The 19,714-nt window shown below is 47.7% G+C and carries 20 protein-coding genes; 14 read left to right on the top strand and 6 right to left on the bottom strand.

The genetic code is table 11. From position 1 onward, the window contains the following. Window positions 1-183: 183 nt before the first annotated feature. The 11 genes from HWQ67_RS02315 (at window position 184) to HWQ67_RS02265 (ending at window position 11,126) form a co-directional block, all read left to right on the top strand. The gene (locus HWQ67_RS02315) at window positions 184-495 is read left to right on the top strand and encodes a hypothetical protein (protein WP_218251028.1); all 312 of its coding nucleotides are present in this window, start codon (window positions 184-186) and stop codon (window positions 493-495) included. A gap of 81 nt (window positions 496-576) precedes the next feature. Beyond that, window positions 577-915, top strand: coding sequence for a type IV pilus modification PilV family protein (locus HWQ67_RS02310; protein ID WP_218251027.1), 339 nt, complete (start codon window positions 577-579; stop codon window positions 913-915). Further along, the gene (locus tag HWQ67_RS02305) at window positions 912-1,556 is read left to right on the top strand and encodes a PulJ/GspJ family protein (protein ID WP_218251026.1); all 645 of its coding nucleotides are present in this window, start codon (window positions 912-914) and stop codon (window positions 1,554-1,556) included. The genes HWQ67_RS02310 and HWQ67_RS02305 overlap by 4 nt, the downstream gene beginning before the upstream one ends. Further along, window positions 1,466-2,503 carry a type II secretion system minor pseudopilin GspK gene (gene gspK, locus HWQ67_RS02300; RefSeq protein ID WP_320414404.1) on the top strand — a complete coding sequence of 346 codons (1,038 nt, stop codon included), beginning with the start codon at window positions 1,466-1,468 and terminating at the stop codon, window positions 2,501-2,503. The genes HWQ67_RS02305 and gspK overlap by 91 nt, the downstream gene beginning before the upstream one ends. Window positions 2,504-2,508: 5 nt before the next feature. Continuing rightward, a complete protein-coding gene (locus HWQ67_RS02295; RefSeq protein ID WP_218251024.1) occupies window positions 2,509-3,654 on the top strand; it encodes a hypothetical protein in 1,146 nt (381 codons plus the stop codon). Further along, entirely contained in the window at window positions 3,651-4,187 is a 537-nt protein-coding gene (locus tag HWQ67_RS02290; RefSeq protein WP_218251023.1) for a hypothetical protein, read from the top strand. The genes HWQ67_RS02295 and HWQ67_RS02290 overlap by 4 nt, the downstream gene beginning before the upstream one ends. Then, a complete protein-coding gene (gene gspN, locus HWQ67_RS02285; RefSeq protein ID WP_218251022.1) occupies window positions 4,184-4,999 on the top strand; it encodes a type II secretion system protein GspN in 816 nt (271 codons plus the stop codon). Before HWQ67_RS02290 ends, gspN begins: the two co-directional genes overlap by 4 nt. Window positions 5,000-5,083: 84 nt before the next feature. Continuing rightward, window positions 5,084-6,013: an Rpn family recombination-promoting nuclease/putative transposase gene (locus HWQ67_RS02280; protein WP_218251021.1), complete on the top strand. Its 930-nt coding sequence runs from the start codon at window positions 5,084-5,086 to the stop codon at window positions 6,011-6,013. Between the two features lie 235 nt (window positions 6,014-6,248). Continuing rightward, window positions 6,249-9,725, top strand: a complete 3,477-nt coding sequence (locus HWQ67_RS02275; protein ID WP_218251020.1) for a dsDNA nuclease domain-containing protein — start codon at window positions 6,249-6,251, stop codon at window positions 9,723-9,725. A gap of 16 nt (window positions 9,726-9,741) precedes the next feature. Next, the gene (gene pdxA, locus HWQ67_RS02270) at window positions 9,742-10,692 is read left to right on the top strand and encodes a 4-hydroxythreonine-4-phosphate dehydrogenase PdxA (protein ID WP_218251019.1); all 951 of its coding nucleotides are present in this window, start codon (window positions 9,742-9,744) and stop codon (window positions 10,690-10,692) included. Beyond that, window positions 10,692-11,126 (top strand): GtrA family protein, encoded by a 435-nt coding sequence (locus tag HWQ67_RS02265; RefSeq protein WP_218251018.1) that lies wholly within the window; start codon window positions 10,692-10,694, stop codon window positions 11,124-11,126. Before pdxA ends, HWQ67_RS02265 begins: the two co-directional genes overlap by 1 nt. A gap of 169 nt (window positions 11,127-11,295) precedes the next feature. Here the strand turns inward: HWQ67_RS02265 and HWQ67_RS02260 are convergent, their stop codons facing one another. The 6 genes from HWQ67_RS02260 to HWQ67_RS02235 form a co-directional block, all read right to left on the bottom strand. Beyond that, window positions 11,296-12,264, bottom strand: a complete 969-nt coding sequence (locus tag HWQ67_RS02260) for a bifunctional 5,10-methylenetetrahydrofolate dehydrogenase/5,10-methenyltetrahydrofolate cyclohydrolase (RefSeq protein ID WP_218251017.1) — start codon at window positions 12,262-12,264, stop codon at window positions 11,296-11,298. Window positions 12,265-12,424: 160 nt separating this feature from the next. Further along, entirely contained in the window at window positions 12,425-13,084 is a 660-nt protein-coding gene (locus HWQ67_RS02255) for an MBL fold metallo-hydrolase (protein WP_218251016.1), read from the bottom strand. A 5-nt stretch (window positions 13,085-13,089) separates the two neighbouring features. Further along, window positions 13,090-13,419 carry an ATP synthase F0 subunit C gene (gene atpE / locus HWQ67_RS02250; RefSeq protein ID WP_320414400.1) on the bottom strand — a complete coding sequence of 110 codons (330 nt, stop codon included), beginning with the start codon at window positions 13,417-13,419 and terminating at the stop codon, window positions 13,090-13,092. 62 nt (window positions 13,420-13,481) lie between these two features. Next, the gene (gene atpB / locus HWQ67_RS02245; protein ID WP_218251015.1) at window positions 13,482-14,153 is read right to left on the bottom strand and encodes a F0F1 ATP synthase subunit A; all 672 of its coding nucleotides are present in this window, start codon (window positions 14,151-14,153) and stop codon (window positions 13,482-13,484) included. Window positions 14,154-14,276: 123 nt separating this feature from the next. Beyond that, entirely contained in the window at window positions 14,277-15,239 is a 963-nt protein-coding gene (locus HWQ67_RS02240; protein ID WP_218251014.1) for an esterase/lipase family protein, read from the bottom strand. Window positions 15,240-15,326: 87 nt separating this feature from the next. After that, complete coding sequence (locus HWQ67_RS02235; RefSeq protein ID WP_218251013.1) at window positions 15,327-16,394, bottom strand: DHH family phosphoesterase; 1,068 nt, start codon at window positions 16,392-16,394, stop codon at window positions 15,327-15,329. 444 nt (window positions 16,395-16,838) lie between these two features. On the opposite strand from HWQ67_RS02235, the gene HWQ67_RS02230 reads away from it, so the two are divergent. The 3 genes from HWQ67_RS02230 to HWQ67_RS02220 all read left to right on the top strand — a co-directional run bounded on the left by HWQ67_RS02230 (window position 16,839) and on the right by HWQ67_RS02220 (window position 19,637). After that, window positions 16,839-17,516 (top strand): DUF2155 domain-containing protein, encoded by a 678-nt coding sequence (locus HWQ67_RS02230; protein ID WP_218251012.1) that lies wholly within the window; start codon window positions 16,839-16,841, stop codon window positions 17,514-17,516. A 37-nt stretch (window positions 17,517-17,553) separates the two neighbouring features. Continuing rightward, the gene (gene purD, locus HWQ67_RS02225) at window positions 17,554-18,810 is read left to right on the top strand and encodes a phosphoribosylamine--glycine ligase (protein WP_218251011.1); all 1,257 of its coding nucleotides are present in this window, start codon (window positions 17,554-17,556) and stop codon (window positions 18,808-18,810) included. A 437-nt stretch (window positions 18,811-19,247) separates the two neighbouring features. After that, on the top strand, window positions 19,248-19,637 hold the full coding sequence (locus HWQ67_RS02220) for a response regulator (RefSeq protein WP_218251010.1): 390 nt from the start codon (window positions 19,248-19,250) through the stop codon (window positions 19,635-19,637). Window positions 19,638-19,714: the final 77 nt, after the last annotated feature.

The raw sequence follows: 19,714 nt of genomic DNA, 5'->3' as shown, positions 1-19,714 counted from the left end.
CCCCCCCTCAGACCCCCCTGCAAGGGGACCAGTCCCCTTGACCCCTTCCTGTGAAACCTTTTACCATGCTTTTTTTAGAGGATACCATTTTTTTCTGTTGTTTTAACTTGACCCCTTTGGTTATAATATTTACCTTAATGTTGATATGAATATTTTGAAATATATTTTTTGGGAGGTATGTAAATGACTACAGAGGCAGAGAAGATTGTTGTAAGCGTAGAGGCCAAGTTTCAAAAACAGGTGGGCACGTTCCTTGAAAAAAGACGCAGGGATGTATCAGAGGTACTCGGTTCTATTGGCAAAGGCGACTATGACTCTATCAAGATGCTTGGTGGTGGAATGAAGAAGATGTCCGAGGGGTTTGGCATGGAGGCCCTGTCACAGCTAGGGCAGGCACTGGAAACGGCTGCCGCTTTGAAGGATTCGGGTAGGATAAAGACTGTCGTAGCGGAACTGACAGACTATCTCAACCGTCTGTCGGTAGAGTTCGTTTAACATCAAGGGGACTGAAAGGGTGCTGATTACGTTCAGTCAATTGGGGGGGGTGTAGCAGGTAGTTTAGCAGCTTTTTAATGAATGAGGAAAGATGGCTTCACCCTGCTGGAGGTACTAATAGCTATTGCGATCTTAGGTGGCGTATTAGTTACGCTGATTCATACGTTAAACTACAATCTGTCCGTTGTGCAGCGACATGAGGTGATAACGGTGGCATCTCTGCTGGCAAGGGAGAAGCTATCTCAATCGTTGAGGTTAAACGTGACAGAGGATAGTGGCAGGTTCCCTGTGCCTTTTAACGATTATGCCTTTGAGCTGAGAAGTCATGACAGCCCCGTGCCCGATGTTCTGGTGGTGGAGATAATCGTGAAGAAAGAAAAGGAACATGTAGTTTTAAGGACATTTTACAAGAAACAATGAGAGGTTTTACCCTCGTTGAAGTCTTGGTGGCAGTATGTCTGTTTTCGGTGATATCGCTGGCTCTCTATAACACATATTTTTTGTCAGAACGGGCAATAAGCGGCATGGACGATTACATGTGGAAACTCCAGGAGAGCAGGGAACTCTTTGAGACAATGCGAAAAGAAGTCGAATCGTCATTTTACTCAACCAACAAGGACATGGGACGGTTTAGGGTAATCGACCGTGACACCCGTGCACGACAGACATCGGGCATATACATGACGACGTTTGCCGGGGCGGGGACGAGCTATAAACACGTGGCTTATTACGTCGAAGAGCAAAAAAATAAAAAACTCGCTCTGTACAAAAGCGTCCAACCCTCAGGGGCAAACATACCCCCTGTCAAGGTCGAGGTCGTCGATAACATACGGGACTTTACGGTGGAGGTCTTTGACGACAGTGCCGCAAACATTGAGCCAGGGGCGCTGACCCTATTGAGCCAGGGGCGGCTCGCCCCCAAGGTCGCCGTTAAGACATGGGATACGGTCATCACTGCCAGGATGCCAACATACATCCGGACCACGCTTACCATATATCTCAGGGATGCCCCTCTGACCCTGTCCGAAACCTTTTATCCCAGAATAACCAGGAGGTTTTAGTCATCTCTGCATTAACGCAACCACTGAGACAGTCCCAGGGCACCATTGTTATCCTGACGCTGCTGGTGCTGACCCTGCTGCTGACGATAATCGTGGAGTTTGCCTACAGCGTCTACGTGGGCACCAACCTGCTCTACAACTATCGTGACGGACAGAGGCTTTCCCTGCTGGCATCCTCCGGTGTCGAGCTGGCGATAAAATACCTCCAGGACTATATAAGAACCGTTAAATATACCACTTTCAATGCCACCACGCTCCCCGTTGGCCCGATTGCCTCCGCCTATGACGCCGCCACAGAGGGCAATGACAACCTCGTTATCAGCGTAACGGACGAAAACGCCAGGTTCAATGTCAACACGCTGATCAGCCAAAACGGAAAGACAAACGAGTTTGCCCTGACCTGCTTCAAGCGCCTGCTCAAACGCCTTGACATCAACCAGGACATCGCCTACTACGTCGCAGACTGGATAGACCCCGACACGGAAGAACGATACACAAACATTGAGCCGGGGGGCGCTGCCCCCGCCGAACAGGACACCAAAAACGCAAACCTCTTCAGCACCGACGAACTGCGGCAGATCAAAAAACTCACCCCCGATGTGTACAAAAAGCTCCTGCCCTACATCACCGTCCATGGCGACGGCCTGATAAACATCAACACGGCAGAACCACCCGTGCTGTACTGTCTGTCAGAGGACATCGACGAAAACCTCGCCTCAGCCGTCGTGGAGTTTCGCAAAAAGACGCCGTTTTCGATCACCTCCGACATACAAAACGTCCCCGGGATGCAACACGTCGGCAAGACCCTGATTGGCAGAATCGAGGTCAAGAGCGACACCTTCTCAATCACCTCTGAGGCATCCAATGCCAACATCGTCAAGGATGTCGTGGCCACGGCCATCATCGGGGGCAGCAAGGAAACAATCCTGTACTGGAAGGAGTTTTAAAAACAATGACGGCGGCATTTATCAGCCTCGGTGCAGACACCACGGGGTCAGCGACCCCCGGCTCAATCCTTGTCGTGGATATATTCAGACGCAAGGCATCGGTATACACGCACCAACAGACGATAACCCTACAGAGGGAAGGTGATTGCCCCAAGGAACTCAAGGAGCGTTTCAATGACAGGACACTGACCACTTATCTCTGCTTACGGGCAGACAGCCTCAATTACAGGATCATAGAGATGCCCTTTTCGGAAAAGGACAAGATACTTGAGACCCTGCCCTACGCCATAGAGGGGCTTATCCGTGGCAGCTATGATGCCTGCGTAGCAGACTGCATCGTGCTGGGGCAACAGGGCAGTGGTCAGAGGTTTCAGGTGTTGGTTGTGTACATAGACAAGGCGATTTTACAGGGGTGTCTTTCGGAGTTGAAGGCGCTGGGGCTTGAGCCTAAGGTGGTGACATCGCTGGAGCTTAGGTACAAGATCAACAAATTCTCGGTTGACTCCCTGTATGATGATATTGGGTTGTCGGAGGGTGTGCGCCTGGACATGTGCCAGGAGGAGTTGAACCTCCCCCTGATGAACCTGGCACGGGGGGAGCTGGCATACACAAAGGACGTTGTCAGGACACAGAGAGGGGTGCGGATAGTGCTGTTTCTGATGGCGGTTCTTATTGTTCTTGTGGCATCGCACACGGGCTACAAGATATATCTGGTAAACAAGCGCGTTGAAACGTTAAAATCATATATGCAGACTTCGTACAAGAGGGCGTTTGTCGATGACGCCAGGGTAGTTGACCCGTTGTATCAGCTCAAGGCCAAAGTAAAGGAGGCCAAAGCAGAGAGGGCTTTTTTTGAAAGCATATCGCCGCTGCAAAATCTGTCTGTGTTGTCTTCCGTTGGTTTTTCCGGTGTTGTGCTGACCGAAGTTGACATGTCATCTCAGGGGATGGTACTCAAGGGGGAGGCCCTGAGGATATCCGAAGTTGACCAGTACAAGGGCAAACTTGCAGTGAAATTTTCGCAGGTGAGCGTTATGCAGACCAAGACTGCCACCGACAACATTGAGCCAGGGGTCGCTGCCCCCAAGGTTGTCTTCAGCATACACGTCGGTACTTCGGAAGATCTGCATACGGAGGGGCAGGGGCAATGACGGGAAGATGGAAGTCATCTCTCTTTGGGGGTAAGTATTTCAAGGGCAATGTGGTTGTGCTATCTGCCGTGGTATTTCTGCTGCTGCTGTTGATATTTGCCCTTAACGTCTTGCACCAAAAGGCGTCCGTGCTCAAGCGGACAGAGGACAACATCCTGCAGTACAACGCCCTGTTGAGCGAGTACGAACGTCTCAGGGGCGAGCAGGGCACCCTCAGGAGGCGCCTTGGCACCGGTGGACTGTTGCAGGGCATTGGCGAGGTCATGTCTTCGCTGGGGCTTAAGGAAAAGCGTTCAACCATTGCCCTGCAGGCGCAGCGTGCGTTTATGGAGTTCAGGGAGGAAAATGCCGAGCTTAAGATAAACGGTGTAAGTCTCAATGAACTGGTAAACGTTCTGTATAAAATGGAGCATGGCTCAACAGGGCTTTTTATAAGGAGGTTGAACATGAAAAAAGGTTTCTCCGACCCCACGAAATTTGACGTCACCGTGGATGTATCATACGTCAGTGAGGCGTCCGAGGCACGGAAATGAAGCGAGCTGAACACATGACACTCACTGCAAAGGTATTTATTGGCATTGCAATTGTTTCGGTGACACTCGCTGCCATACTCTTTGGCATCTGGACAATTGCCATCCCGGATGAACTCATCGTTAACTGGCTAAAGACGTCCGTGGAGAGACCTCTTGTCCTGGAGGTAAACGGGTTCAGAAAGGATGGCTTGTTTGCCGTCAAAATAAAAGAGATCAGGTTGATACTGCTAAAAAACAGCGACATCCTTGTACTGCAAGACTGCACGGTAAGGGTCAATCCTGTTTTTTTGCCCTTTAATACCGTGAAGGTATCTTTTAACGCCGGCTTAAGTGGTGGTCACATAAAGGGCAGCGGGACCATAAAAGATGGCCTCGCAGACATAACTGGCAATATGTATGACATAGAGCTGTCCGGGATTAATTACCTGAAGAAGTTCTCTTTAAAAGGGCATGGTACCTTGTCGGGGGATTTCACCTTTTACAAGGACACGGGGGAGTTGTCATTTAAGATCATGGACTTTGCCTTTAACGACATATACAATCACGGTATATACCTGCCACTGAAATACTTTGAAGCCATAAACGGTCTATTTGTCCTGAAGAATTCCCAATTGACGGCGGAGTCTGTAACATTGTCCGGGAAGGGCATCTATGCCCGCATAAAAGGCAAGATCGCAAAGGGCACCAGCAACATCAAGGTAGACATCATGCCAGAGGACAACTTTCCGGACAGAGATAAACTGGCACTTATAAAAAGCTATGAGGTATCCCCTGGTGTGTACTCAATAGAGATAAAGAAATGGCTTTATTGAGCCTGGGCAAAATCCCTCCTTTAATCATGTGAGCGCTACCTGATTTTAACGCACAAAATATTCAAGGTGTGTTAAAATAAACGTATGAGATTTGTTGACGTAAAAAGTGATATAGCTTTTAAAAAGATATTTGGCAACGAAAACAAGAAAGAGATACTGATATCTTTTTTAAACGCCGTGCTGGACCTCCGTGGGGACAGAGAGATCGGTGGCATAGAGATATTGAATCCCTATCAGATGCCCAAGATGGAAGGCCTGAAAGAAACTATACTGGATATCAAGGCGGTAGACAAAAGCGGCGTAACGTTTATAGTGGAGATACAGATACAAAAGCAAAAGGGATTTGAAAAACGGGTGCTTTATTATACGAGTAAGGCATATATTGCTCAGTTAGGTAAGGGAGATGACTATCCTGTACTGCATCAGGTGATATATATAGGTATCGTGGATTTTAAGATATTCAATGGCGGTAATTATTTAACAAGGCATTTAATACTAAACACAGATACGCTTAAACAGGAGTTGAAAGACTTTGAATTCACTTTTATAGAGCTACCCAAATTCACAAAGACAGAGGCTGAGGTAGAGAGCATAGTAGAGAAGTGGGTATATTTCATAAAGAATGCGTACTCGCTGGAGATGGTGCCTAAGAGTGCTGATTTCGTGGAAATAAAGGAGGCCTATGAGATAGCAAATGAGGGTACCTGGAGCAAGAAAGAAATTGAGGTGTATGAATATTGGCAGATGAGATTACAGGATGAGAGGGGTGCGCGTGAAAATTCCTTTGACGAAGGCAAGCTCGAAGGCAGGAGGGAAGGACTGATAGAGGGCGAGCGTAAGGGGCTGCTTGAGGGGATAGAAGTGATCCTTGAGATCAAGCACGCAGATGAGTCAACCGCACTCATGGACAGTGTCAGAACCCTTGAAAGCGTTGAGCAAATACAGGCATTTAAGGCACTACTAAGGGAATCTACCTCTGTGGGTGAACTGTGGAGCTACCTCAAAGGGCAATAAAAAAATGGTAATAGTTCAGCTATACAATTGAAATGATAGCACCACAATCAACCGTGGTTGCCATGGCCACTTTTATCCCTTTATAATATGGCATTGTTACTATGCGGCAGCAACATGACCACGTTTGAATGGAGTGCTACCGATGAAAGATAATATTATTCTTGTGACGTTAGGTGACCCTGGCGGGGTTGGCCCGGAGGTGGCACTTAGGGCACATATACATAGAGGGGGGTAGATGACAGAGCAAGTATCGTATAAGGGCTTGACACCTAATACTGGCGGGATAGAGGCCCAGGAAGGTTTTTCCTATCAGCACCATGTTGCTGTTTCACATTTTATAGATATGCTTAACAGACGTGACCTCATACGCATTAATTTAGAGCAGATTGACGATATCACTCTAATCTGGCAAGACGGGGACGAGGAAGTCGTGGAGCTTGTACAGGTCAAAAAGGGAGACAAAATATGGTATATGAGCGATATTGCATCAAAAAGTGAGAATTTGCTTGTTGAGAAACAAATAAAAGTAAGCGATGAAACTAAAGAAAAAGTAACTTTTAAGGTTGTAACAGTTCGTGACGTGCATGAAAGTTTAGAGATTTTGAAGGAAGAGAAGGGTGAAGAGCGCTCGAAGAGTAAAAAATCCGTTGAATTAATCAGAATGCTCAAAAACATACTACCAGATTATGGAGAAAAAATAGATAACTGGGTTAATAATTGTTACTGGAGAAATGCTGGAGGTGAAAATGCAGTAATAAATGACAATAGAACTAAACTCGAAAAATTCCTGGACGAAGAAGGATATGCAATTGGATCAACTAAATGTACGTCGTTCGTTAAAGAACGTCTGTATGAGTATGTTGCAAGGAAGAGTAAAGAAAAACCGCCAACTTTAACATTTATAGAGCGTGAATCATTTAAAGAGTGGTTTGACAAAGAAATACGTAGCTATATAACAGAACTTACTATATTTAAAGACTTACGTTATTCTAATACAAAGAGCGTTAAGGAGACACGAAGGCTTTTTGATGTAGGTATTTTCTATGAAAATATAGAGTATATTGTAAAGATAATAGATAATTTAGCTAAATACGGTCGTAGTTTAATTACAGGTAAACCTGGTAGTGGAAAATCGGCCATTGCCTGTTACATAGGGCTTAAGCTATTGAAAGAGGGTACCTTTAATAGAGTGTTCTACCTTTATGGTCGTGATTCTGTAACCGATAAAGTAGACGATATTTTTAACGAAATTAAGAATCATGATAGAAAAGATGTCTTGTTTATCATTGATGACTGTCATCTGATGGCTGGAAAAGTAAATAACCTGTTATATCGGTGGGAACAAGTGAGTGAAGCGAAACTATTGTTGATCTCACGAGATATTGCTCCCGATCTTGTTGATCCAGACTCAGATACTGAAAACTACTTTAAAGTGTTGGAAGAATATATAGTTAAAATAAAATATACCTCTGATTCTATTAAAGAGATTATAGGGAAAAGATTAGCCTCAGAAGAAGAAATTGGTGATATAAATGTTATTGTGAATCGTTGTGAGGGTGACATACATATATTGAATTTTTATATTGCGGTGTTTGAATATGACAAGTCAAAAACAACAAAACAATTCAAATGTTTAAGCGATATTAACGAAGACACAGTATTAGAGGATATATATAAGCGATATTTGTCCGAAGCTAGTGCCAATGGCAGAGATGTTCTCTTAAAAATAGCAGCATTATCTCAATTTGAAATCCCTGTTGTTTCAGGATGGATAGGCAGAGATCCCGATCTTATTGAAGACATAAAAAAGAATGCCTGGATTGAAGATATTGACTATAATAATAATCATCATTATATACAGTATTTTCATTCAACTCCAGCCAAGTATCTTTTAAGGGCTGCTGAGAAGGAAAGAACGTTGGAAAGCAAAGATTCACGCTTTTTGGATATTAATAGTTATACATATGAATGTGTATGGGATTACTTACAGATAGCGTCGAACTATTTTAATGTATTTAAGAAATTAGGAATAAATAAAGAGGATAACTTGATTTTAAAGTTAGTGTCAACCGATGGGATGTTAGATTTGTTTAAGAAAAACGTTAACATTGACATCATATATGATATATCCATGCTTCGTGTTGTCTTCTTCTTAAAAGGCTTAAAAAAAGCAAATGTCGATAACATGGAAATTAATAAATTTTGTGAAGCTCTGGACTTTAATGCTCTAACAGAAAAAGCTGCACTGCCTCAGATTGAAACTTTTTTAAACTTTCTATTAACATTTGGGATAAACGAAACAGTTGTAGATAGATTTTGTCATTCTCTTAATTTTACAGCATTAGGATATAATCTATTTAACTCCCAAACAGAACTTAAAAAAAACGTTTTTTATATATTTCGTACCTTCCTAAAATTAAACAATCTATCTGATGGCAATGCTATAGCTTTTATTGAAGGCATAGGTTGGGATAATCTCAAGTTAGAGGTAGAAAAACACAGGAATGCTGATACATTGGCTGTTATAAAACTTTTTCTGAAAGAAAAATGCCAACTAACAACAAAATATATAAAAGAGAAAGGAATCAACTTTGATAATTATGACATCTGGTTCAATGCTTTTACGAACCATACATTTTCAAGACCTAATAAGAACAGTGGTATCGACAATGAACACATGTTTAAAAAATATCGAAACGATGCTGTAAAACAATTATCTTCAAACCCGTATCTATTAAAAAAGCGACTATGTAGCACTGATGTTACACTTAAATCTTTGAACCTCCTCATAGACAATCTCAGGATAGCAAAAAATGAACACCTTACAGTTAATAATATAGCACAGGAATTGCGGGGTTTTGACAAACAAAGATTAGCTTCTTTATTCTCAACCTCAGACATACAGAATGTCGGTATATTTTTAAGCCATTTTAATAAAGAGAAAAAAGTAATAGAATGGGACTTTGATATAGATATCGATTACCAGAAAATTATAGACCTTGATAAGTATCTGCAAGTTAATGCGGACAACAAGAATTCTAAAGATAAACTGCTTGAATTAGCTCATTTTATGTTTAGCTTCTATTACATAAACAGGCCTGACTTATGTAATTACTATGCCCGGGAACTCGATAAGAACGCTGACCATATCATCAAGCTTGCCGATGAGGCAACGTTAAGGGCAATCGATTTCTTTCTCTTGAGCTTGTGGATGTCTCTCCCTGAAGGTGAAAAACCTGCAATGTACAGCAATCAAGAGATATGGGCGTTAGTCAAAGAAAAGGTTTTCTCTCGTGAGACCGACAAGGACAGTATCCTGAGCCTTATTGGAACCATGAGGTTAGCTGATTTAGAGATTCCCAGTGAGTTTACAGTTTTGCTAAAACCTGACGAAGCCAAAGACATATGCAGTAACGCAAGGAAAAAAAGTGATACCAAGAAAATATCTGCACGGTTCTTGGCAGGCTTGTCGGTGGTACTAAAAAGTATCACAACCGAGGAAAGGGCGGAATTCATCTCGGCTCTGTACGAGGAAACATCTGTACCTGTACCAAACCGAGCCTACTGCATTGACAAGACTAAAGACCTGCTCAACTCGTGTCCCACAAATATAGAGGAGGTCAAGATGGGGTCAAGGGGGCTGGCCCCCTTGCAGGGTGGGTCTGAGGGAGGGGCGGAGCCGCCTCCCTTTTCTCTCTTAGTCAATGATTAGAAATAAGATTGTTATTGTGACGTTAGGCGACCCTGGCGGGGTTGGCCCGGAGGTGGCGCTTAAGGCGTATACGCAACTTGCAGACCGACAACTCGTGTTCGTAGGCGACACGGGCATTGTACGGAAGGCGCTGGAGCTAATCGGCCTGAAACGTAACATCAACGACATCAGCTCGACCAACGAGGCGGACTTCCGTGCGGATGTTGTAAACGTGCTCTCTACCAACACGCTTGAGGCAAACGTTGTATCGGCGCCAACGGCACAGGGTGGCAGGGCGAGCGCTGCCTGCATCAAAAGGGCCGTGGATATGATACTAAGCGGGGATGCCCATGCGCTGGTTACGGCTCCGATATCCAAGGAGGCATTGAAGCTGGCGGGCGTTGACTTCAGCGGTCATACGGAACTGCTGGCGCACCTGACCTCTACCACGGAGTATGCGATGATGCTCTGCGGGGGACCATTGCGGGTGATACTCGTGACGATCCACGTGCCGCTCAAGGACGTCCCCACGCTTATAACCACACAGCGGGTCTTAAAGACGATCCGACTGGCCTCCAAGGCGGCCAGGATGTTTGGGCTGCCCGCTCCTAGGATTGCGGTGGCCGGAGTCAATCCCCACGCCGGTGAGGCCGGCATCCTGGGCAGCGAGGAAGACAGAGACATCCTGCCGGCAATCAGGCAGGCACAGGCAGAGGGCATCCCCGTTACCGGCCCCTACCCCCCAGATACCGTCTTTCACAGGGCGTACAAGGGCGAGCTTGACATCATCGTGTGCATGTACCACGACCAGGGCCTGATACCATTGAAAATGATCGCCTTTGACACGGGCGTCAACATAACCATCGGACTGCCCTTTGTGCGAACGTCCCCCGACCACGGCACCGCATTTGACATCGCATGGAAGGGTATTGCAGGGTGCAACAGTATGGTTGAGGCTATTACGATGGCCTTTGAACTCGACGTCTGATGCGGTTTGATTTCGGGCGACTGCCGGTTAAGCAATTTTTGCGGTTTGCACTCATCGGGGTGCTGAACACACTCGTTGACCTCGTTGTCCTCAACATCGAAACGTTGCTCACGGAGAGCAGGCAGGGAGCGCCTTTTGCCCTGCAGAAGGGCGTGTCTTTTATGGTTGCCGTGTTTTTCAGTTACCACTTCAACAAACGCTGGACTTTTGAGGATCGGTCAACCGGAGAGGGCAGGAAAAAATTCATGCAGTTTATCGTTGTCAGTGCGGCAGGCATGGGCTTAAACGTCACCGTGGCAACGATTGTGGCCACCGTGGGGGGTGGCTACACGAGCATCCATCCCCAAGTGATGGTCAACATCGGGGCGTTGTGTGGAACGGCAGCGGGATTACTATGGAATTTCGCAGGATATAAGCTGTGGGTCTTTAAATAAAAAAAACGTATCCTCTTAAAAAAGCATGGTAAAATGGGGTCAAGGGGACTGGTCCCCTTGCGGGGGGTTCTGAAGGGGGCCAGGTGCGACCTGGAGCGACAAGAAGCGGAGCCGCCCCTTTCTTTCTTTTTCTACCATGAAATATAAAGAAGATATTTTTCTATGTATATCAAGGTTGCATAATCAGCGGGCTATTCAGGAGGGCATTACTCTGAGCAGAGCGAGTGGTGTTTTCAAGAAGCGTGGCAATCGTAACCGGCCCAACCCCTCCCGGCACCGGGGTCACCAGCGAGGCTCTCTGCAAGACTTCCTCAAAGGCAACATCACCGACAATCCTGCCGTCCTTGAGGACGTTGATACCGATGTCAACAACCACGGCGCCGTCCTTGATCATATCGCCTCTGATAAGGCCACTGACGCCGGTTGCAGAACAGACGATGTCGGCATTGCGCAGGTAGGCTCCGAGGTCTGCCGTGCCCTTGTGACAGACGGAGACGGTTGCCTCCTTTGCAAGGAGCATCATGGCCAGCGGCTTACCAACGGCAAGACTCTTGCCAATGACCACGGCGTTTTTCCCACGCAACTGCACACCGTAGTACTCAAGCAGCCGTATTACGCCAAAAGGTGTACACGGCAAAAATCCCGACGGAGTGCAGGGCAGGTAATCCGCCTGTTGTGGTAGGAACTGTTTCTCTGTGGCTGCCCTGGAGAAGTCGTGTGCAAATATCTGAAACGTGGACTCCTCGGCGGCCAGTCTACCGACGGAAACCGAACCAAGGCCGTCTACGTCTTTTTCCGGCAGGATGGCGTTTACAACCCTCCTGGGATTGATCCTGTTATTGAGCGGAAAGAGCACCAAAAGGCCATTGATTCGCTCGTCGCGGTTGATATCAAAGATGGTGTTCAGGACTTCGTTCAACGATACGGAGGCAGGCATTCTGTATTGATAGGTGTTGATGTGTACGCTCTGTGCGACGTTTACGGTGGCCTGGAGGTACTGCACCGAGGCGGGGTTGTCACCAACGATCATCAGTCCCAACCCAACCTCTATGCCGGCCTCCTTGAGGCTGTCAACTCGCTGTTTTACTCTGGTTCTGATTTCACTGGCCAAGCTGTGGCCTTCCATCACCTGTCCCATTGTTTGTGTCCTCTTAAAAAAGCATGGTAAAATGGGGTCAAGGGGGCTGGCCCCCTTGCGGGGGAGGTCTGAGGAGGGGGCGGAGGGGGTGAGGCACCCCTGCCGTAAACCGCCCTCCTTCTTTCTTTTACCGTGAAATATAAAGAAGATACCATATCTTTTATAGCTGGTCCTTAAAGAAGTTGTACTTCAATTCATCGGCGATGGTGGAGTGTGGGCCATGTCCTGGTAGTACCTGCGTAAGTGGGGGGAGTTTCATGAGGCGTCGGAACGAGCTTTTCAGATCAGTGAGGCTGCCTCCTGGCAGGTCAGTCCTGCCAACCGAGCCAGAAAACAGTGTATCCCCGCTTATGAGCAACCCCTTGATGTACAGGCATATACTGCCAGGCGTATGGCCGGGCGTGTGCATGACCTCAAGAGGTATGTCGCCAAGTTTAATGACATCACCCTCTGCCACGTATCTGTCAGGGCGCGGCAGGTGATCGATCGAAAACCCCCAGAAGGCCGCCATATCCCTGGATGACTCATACGTGGTGGTCTCAGCCGCATGGAAGATAAGCTCTGCCTTTGTGGCCTCTTTCAACTCCGGCACAGCACCGATGTGGTCAAAGTGCGTATGGGTACACACGATCCTCTTGAGGGCTATGCTGCTGCCACCGCTGCCACCGCTGCCACCGATTCCTTCTTCCACGAAGCTGAGTATCCTGTCCGGTTCATCACCGGGGTCTATGACAACAGCCTCCCTGCTCTGTTCGTCTATGAGGAGGTAACAGTTTACCTCCAGTGAACCAACAACAATTCGTTTTACTTCAATTCCCATAGCGTTTAGAAGAACAGGTTCTGGTTTTTCAACAGACCCAGCGACAGCAAGAACGCATACAGACAAAGGGACTCTATCATACCCAGTCCAATGATCAGGATAACCATGACCTTACCTGATGCCCCAGGGTTTCTGGCAACGCCCTCGCAGGCCTTACTCAGTCCGATACCCTGTCCGATGCCGGTGCCCAGGGCCGCAATGCCGATGGCCAATCCGGCTCCGATAGCCGCCATTGCCTGCACATTTGCCGTTGAATCACCCTCTGCCGCAAATGCAAGGGGTGAGAAAACAAGCACCATCATCAATGCAAGCATAAATACTGAGAGCTTTTTCATCTTTAACCTCCTTTTAAGATTTATATCATCAACATCTGATATTTTTAATTTAACAGACACGTCTAATGTGCCTCGCTCACGGCGCCCGACAAATACAGGGTTGCAAGCAAGACAAAGACAAAAGCCTGTATTATACTGACCAGAGTTCCCAGGCCGAGAAAGATGATTGGGACAATGGCCGGGGCAAGCACCCCCAGAACTGACAAGATTATGTGCTTTGATACCATGTTGCCAAAGAGCCTGATAGTCAGGGTCACCGGTCTGGCGATATGTCCGATCACTTCGATCAGGAACATCATGATCATCAGGGGCAGTGCGTATATGGTGCGCATTGGTCCGAGGAACTGGTTGATGTACGCCAGCTTATGTACCCTCAGGCCGTAGTAGTGAGTGGCCAGAAAGACCGGCAATGCACATGAGGCGGTAGTGTTTATATTGGCCGTAGGGGCCTCAAATCCGGGGATGAGTCCCATGAGATTGCATACGAGGATGTACAGTCCCAGGGTACTTATGAGCGGGAATAAGGGTTTAGCCCAATGGTCGAGGTTGTCTTTGCAGAAGCCGTAGAGGGCCTCTATGATAGTTTCTATGACGTTTTGCAGACCCCGTGGTACCAATTGCATCGATCCCTTTACTAATACCGCCACCGTTATTAATATAGCCATTGCCAACCATGAGTAAGTTACATAGCCCGGTACTCCCGGTATCTCTATCAACGCATGTGACTGTTCCAAGTGCTCCCTCCTTAAATAAAAGTATTTTACCTGTGTTGCACTTAAAAGTCAAGAAGAGTTTTTGGCGGTGCATAAAATTTTGGTAGCGCCACAATCAAACAAGGAATGTTTTTTTTCGGGGCTTCAGATAAATCCCTGGTGTCTTAGTTCCATGAGGATGTCCGCCCTCACCGTTTCGTCAAAGAGTACCTCTACGTGATTCAGGGGATAGACGAGGTGTCTGTCTGCGTAGGGTAGGCGTGAGCTTCGTTCGCTGACGATGCCATCGCCAAGACCGTCTGTTATCTCCTCCGGGACAAGGCCGTCAGGCAGCAGAGTGGCCAGTATCTCAGGGAAAGACAAGAGCCTCTTGTATGTCAACGTCCTGTTGCCGTTATTGTGGCATGGGGTTACCTGCACCCTATAGAGGGAAAATAGCTCTGCCCTGGTCGTTCCAATTGTCAGCATAAAGAACTTCTTTGATGGCTGCGTGGCAAGACAGCGCAGGAGTTCGGAGCCTGGCAACATCTCATCAACTGCCTTGCTGCTGAGAAAACTGAAGCTTCGTTTGAGTTTGCTCAAAAACGATCCCCTCTCTGCCTCATTGAGATAGGGCATAACCAACGACGTAAATCGTGACAACACGGTTGCCCACTTAGCGAGCATTGACCCCCCGTGAGGAGACGATATGGTGACAACACCCAACACGGGCGCTTCTGCAACGCTTTCGGCAAACCTCCTGGCAATCACCCCGCCCCGACTGTGGCCAACGATAACGATACCGTGGCGTGTATAGTCCCTGCAGGAATCCAGCACACAGAGCAGGTCGCTTATGGCGTAGGATATCGTGTTGGCAGGGCGTTGCAGGGTAAAACACAGACAGGGCATATCTAAGGCCATCAGGTCGTGAAACACGGTCTTCAGTTCACCTCTGTTGTGTTGCCCCGTGGTTATAAATGGAACCGGCTCATTGGGTGAGACCTCCTTGCTCTGTGGTGGTCTGCAGAGCATCACATCAACGGGATAACTGCCGGCAAGCACCTTCGACCTCTCAGGACAGACCCAGACGTTCTTGTCCATTCCAAGCCCGTGCATAAAAACAAACAAGGGATACCCCTTCCTGCCCTCATGGAAAGATGCATCAAATGTATTAATGTCCATTGTTAAAAAAAGAAAAGACCGGGGAAAGTTCTGCTATACAAGATCATGGTTATTGTTGGTGATCCATTCACATGCCTCGACATCTTTTTCTTTATGCAGTATCGGCGATTCCGAGTACTCAAGTATCAGGTACTCCATCTTACGTTTGACCAGCGCAAAGAGCTCTTCCCTGACCTCTTCTCCCGTCCAGAAATCGATGGGGAGTTTTATAAGTCCGCCACCTTCTGCGATGCCCAGTGCCGACGTCTTTGAACCGCAGTTTGGCCCGAAACGCTCTCGCAGAAACTCGTTCAGTGGCAGGGACAGGTCCGTACTCCTGGCCGATATCCTCACAAATGAGTTGTCCACTATAGCCCACGTAACGGCCAGTTGTATCTCCGTCATACGGATGAGGTTGTCTGCTATGATTGCCAGTTGGTCGGCGTCTTTGGAGGGTATAAATCCGATGCTCGTTACCAGTATGGCCTCTTTTATCTTCCATCCGCAGATGGCATCCTTGAAGTACTCAAAATATCGCTGAGGCAGGGGATAGTTGAAGAAGTGCCGAAAGATATCCTTGTCTGCATATTCCAACATCCTGGAGTAAGCAGAGATATCTCTGTCCGTAGCATTTAAGAGCATCTTCGTATCACTGAAGACGGCAAGTACGGCAAGGGTAGCCTCCTGGCTGTTCTTGGGAAAGTTTATATTCAGCGCAAAGGCCATTTCTACAAGCAAAGTGGTGGCCGCTCCGACCCTGTCTATCCACATGAAACGCTGTTCGGCCTCATCTTCTTTAATTTTTGAGTCTATCTCATGATGGTCAAATATGATAATAGGGGCTATAATGCGCCCATGCAGGCGTGCGTCGTTTATCTGTGAGGAATCTACCAGGGCACAGGTTTGCACGTCTTTGGGCATATCCCTGATGGGAAAAAGTATTGAACCCATATCGTACAGCGTATAAATTACACGGTTTTGGGGGTGCCCAAAGTTTCCGCAGTAATAAATATCCACCTGTATGCCAAAGGTAATGGCTATATAACGCAGCAGCATTGCCGAACCAATGGCGTCAGGGTCTATCTGCGTTATGACTATTGGCAGCGAGGTTATCCCTGCCATTATTTTCTTGAATTTCTCCAGCCTCTCTGTCATAAAAACCCGTATATTTATAGTTAAGCATAACAAAGACATACCTGTCAACGGCAAGAAGCTCTCTCACATCAAAAAAAAGAAAGGGGCGGCTCCGCTTCTTGGCGCTCCAGGAGGGGGCAGCGCCCCCTGGCTCAATGCGCTCCTGGCCCCCTTCAGAACCCCCTGCAAGGGGAGGGGCGAGGCGCAATCTTGTCGCAGCGGGTCGCACCCGCCCCGGCCACGAAGAAGTCCCCTTGACCCCATCCTGAGCATCCTTGATCTTTAAACATCACGAAGCTATCTCATAAAAAATCTGTACGGAATTACCTTCTCGGCTCATTTGCCTGCCTTTACAGAGATTGACAACAAATGCGCTATAAGTGTATCCTTAAAAGATACTTATGATTAAAATTTTAAGAGAGGGATTATAGAATGAAGATATTGTTACAAGGGCGTGGTATTTTGGTTGTTGCAGTGTTGTTTTTATGGATATTGATAGTTGTTTCATGCACCAAGAGAGAGGAACCCAAACCGGAGATACCCGTTAGCCCACAACAACTCATGGAAAGCAAAAACAAGCCCAGAGAGGTAACTCCGCCCCCTGCACCGGAGGTCTCACCGGATGGTCATGCAGGCCATACGGATGGCGATCAGCACGCATCCGGCAACGATCCGCACGAGCATGTGGCCGACGGCGAGCAGCACGCATCCGGAAATGCGCATAAGGGCGATGACGGAGAGACCCGGCATGTTGCCGAAATAGTCGTTCCCGACAGCGTCAAGGGTAAGTGGGAATCGGTCAAGCTGTCGATCAGCGATAAGCAGGCCAAGAAGAGCCAGGTTATCAACATCAAGCTCGGCTCCGAGTATACCATACAGGGTTCCAGCTTAAAGCTGAACGTTGGGGAGTTTCTGCCGGATTTTAAGATGGATGCCCTCACGATAACATCCATGTCTAACGAGACAAAGAATCCGGCTGTCAACGTCAGGGTCATCGAGGCCGGTAAAGAGATATTTAAGGGATGGTTGTACTCGAAATACCCCGAGATACATCCCTTTCAGCATGACAGATACGGAATAGTCCTCATGGAGGGGATTAAAAAGAATTGATACCCCGGTTCAGGGGACAGGACAAGGTGCAAAGGTTATGAAGATACTTGTGGTAGGTGGTGGAGGCAGGGAGCACGCCATTGTGTGGGCGCTTTCAAGGTGCAGACGTGTTGACAGGATATATTGTTGTCCCGGCAATGCCGGAATAGCCGAAACGGCCAGTTGCGTGAACATAAACGCTGACGACATCAAGGCGCTGGTGGACTTTGCCAGGTACGAGTGGATAGACTACACCATTGTTGGTCCCGAGGTGCCGTTGGTTGCCGGCATCGTGGATGCCTTTACCAGGGATGGACTCAAGATAATTGGTCCCACCAGTCAGGCGGCCAGACTTGAGGGCAGCAAGGTCTTTGCCAAGGACTTTATGAAGCGATATGGCATCCCCACTGCGCAGTATCAGGTCTTTACGTCTTACCTCCATGCCGAGGAGTACGTCAAACTCATGGGCACGCCGGTTGTGATAAAGGCCGACGGTCTGGCTGCCGGCAAGGGAGTTATCGTAGCCTGGTCGGTGGATGAGGCCATTGATGCCATAAGGCTCATCATGAAGGACAGGGTATTTGGAGAGGCCGGTGACAGGGTGATCGTGGAGCAATGCATAGAGGGTCAGGAGGCATCGTTTATGGTATTCACCGACGGCTCTTACGTGGTACCAATGGTCAGTGCGCAGGACTACAAGCGTGCGTTTGACGGTGACCGGGGGCCAAATACGGGCGGCATGGGGGCAATTACACCCGCATCCGTTATCAACGCCTCCATGCATCAGGTCGTGATGGACAGGGTGATATATCCCGTGCTAGGTGCCTTACGCAAGGAGGGTATGGTATACAAGGGAATACTGTATGCGGGGGTGATGATCAAGGATGGCGTGCCATACGTGCTGGAGTTCAACTGTCGCCTTGGCGATCCCGAGGCACAGGCAGTGTTGATGCGTCTGGAGACTGATCTGCTCGATATCATGATAGCCATACACGATGAATCGCTCAAAAGATTGGATGTCCGTTGGAGGCCGGGGGCGTCTATGACGTTGGTGCTTGCATCGGGGGGGTATCCGGGGGGGTTCAACAAGGGTGTCGTCGTTAACGGGCTTGAGTCCTTAAAGGCAAAGGAAGACCTGTGCGTATTTCACAGCGGCACGACATTTGACGGCAACAACGTGGTGACAACCTCCGGCAGGGTCCTGGCGGTTACTGCCGCCGGGGCAAGCATCAGCTCAGTGCGTCAAAGCATCTACGAAAACGTAAAAAGCATCAGCTTCGACGGCATGTTCTACCGCAACGACATAGGGGCATAATTGCCGGATGTAGCGTTACTGCAATCCAATCCGGCAACAAATTTATGCACCCCAGGCAATTCGTCCTATTGACAAACGCTAACATTTTTATATATACTTTAGTAATTAAATAATTATGCGGGGAAGGCAAGAAAACATGGATTATTGAATACCAAAAAACGTGAAATTATACCTTGCGCTGTTCAACTGTGTGGTGTGGTGAAGGGGTGTGAGGGTAAGCAGGATGAAACCAATTTTAATCGTACAACAAGTGTATTATGTCATTTAGCCCGGGAGATAAATAATTATTTAACAAGAGTAAGCCTTTCCCTGCGGTTTTCGGGGCTAAAAATCAAGCAATCCCATGATGCGTCTATAAACGGCAGCCATTGTTGCGATCTGGGGTTTTATGGCAGCAGCCAAACGAACACTACAATCTTGCCTGCTGTAGGTGGGCAATGAAAAGGCTCCTTGTTGTAGACAACGACCCTGATGTCAGGAACCGGATAACTGAAATCCTGACCGCTGCCGGTTATTACACGGACGATGCCGCAAGCGCACAAGAGGCCATCAGCAAGACCTCCCTGGACGACTTTGACATCATCCTGATGGATGCCGCAATGCCAGGTATCAACGCCATTGAGACCATCAAAGAGCTTCGACAGATAAAACCCAAAACCAAGGTTGTTGTTATCACTGACCTGGCCTCCATTGAAGATGCCATAGAGTCCATCAAACATGGGGCGGCAGATTATCTGCCAAAACCCCTTAGAGCTGAAACCCTCCTCAAAATCGTAAAACGTGAGATTGGTACAAATAACTTTACCGTGAAAATCTTATTGAGTTAAGACACAAAACTCCCCCTCACCGTCCATGACAGTTTTTTTTGCGATGATTCTATGTCTTATTCCTTACATATCCAAAT

Origin of the sequence: Candidatus Magnetobacterium casense (assembly GCF_019173545.1) — a bacterium.
GTDB classification, from domain to species: domain Bacteria; phylum Nitrospirota; class Thermodesulfovibrionia; order Thermodesulfovibrionales; family Magnetobacteriaceae; genus Magnetobacterium; species Magnetobacterium cryptolimnobacter.
This window is presented reverse-complemented; position numbering and strand designations above follow the sequence as displayed.

Excerpts from the sequence above, each read along its gene's own strand:
- HWQ67_RS02230 (WP_218251012.1), top strand. The coding sequence starts at position 16,839 with ATGAAGATATTGTTACAAGGGCGTGGTATTTTGGTTGTTGCAGTGTTG.
- HWQ67_RS02235 (WP_218251013.1), bottom strand. The coding sequence starts at position 16,394 with ATGGCAGGGATAACCTCGCTGCCAATAGTCATAACGCAGATAGACCCT.
- HWQ67_RS02220 (WP_218251010.1), top strand. The coding sequence starts at position 19,248 with ATGAAAAGGCTCCTTGTTGTAGACAACGACCCTGATGTCAGGAACCGG.
- HWQ67_RS02275 (WP_218251020.1), top strand. The coding sequence starts at position 6,249 with ATGACAGAGCAAGTATCGTATAAGGGCTTGACACCTAATACTGGCGGG.
- purD (WP_218251011.1), top strand. The coding sequence starts at position 17,554 with ATGAAGATACTTGTGGTAGGTGGTGGAGGCAGGGAGCACGCCATTGTG.
- HWQ67_RS02295 (WP_218251024.1), top strand. The coding sequence starts at position 2,509 with ATGACGGCGGCATTTATCAGCCTCGGTGCAGACACCACGGGGTCAGCG.
- gspN (WP_218251022.1), top strand. The coding sequence starts at position 4,184 with ATGAAGCGAGCTGAACACATGACACTCACTGCAAAGGTATTTATTGGC.
- HWQ67_RS02310 (WP_218251027.1), top strand. The coding sequence starts at position 577 with ATGAGGAAAGATGGCTTCACCCTGCTGGAGGTACTAATAGCTATTGCG.
- atpE (WP_320414400.1), bottom strand. The coding sequence starts at position 13,419 with ATGAAAAAGCTCTCAGTATTTATGCTTGCATTGATGATGGTGCTTGTT.
- HWQ67_RS02260 (WP_218251017.1), bottom strand. The coding sequence starts at position 12,264 with ATGGGACAGGTGATGGAAGGCCACAGCTTGGCCAGTGAAATCAGAACC.
- HWQ67_RS02290 (WP_218251023.1), top strand. The coding sequence starts at position 3,651 with ATGACGGGAAGATGGAAGTCATCTCTCTTTGGGGGTAAGTATTTCAAG.
- HWQ67_RS02255 (WP_218251016.1), bottom strand. The coding sequence starts at position 13,084 with ATGGGAATTGAAGTAAAACGAATTGTTGTTGGTTCACTGGAGGTAAAC.
- HWQ67_RS02265 (WP_218251018.1), top strand. The coding sequence starts at position 10,692 with ATGCGGTTTGATTTCGGGCGACTGCCGGTTAAGCAATTTTTGCGGTTT.
- HWQ67_RS02305 (WP_218251026.1), top strand. The coding sequence starts at position 912 with ATGAGAGGTTTTACCCTCGTTGAAGTCTTGGTGGCAGTATGTCTGTTT.
- HWQ67_RS02315 (WP_218251028.1), top strand. The coding sequence starts at position 184 with ATGACTACAGAGGCAGAGAAGATTGTTGTAAGCGTAGAGGCCAAGTTT.
- HWQ67_RS02280 (WP_218251021.1), top strand. The coding sequence starts at position 5,084 with ATGAGATTTGTTGACGTAAAAAGTGATATAGCTTTTAAAAAGATATTT.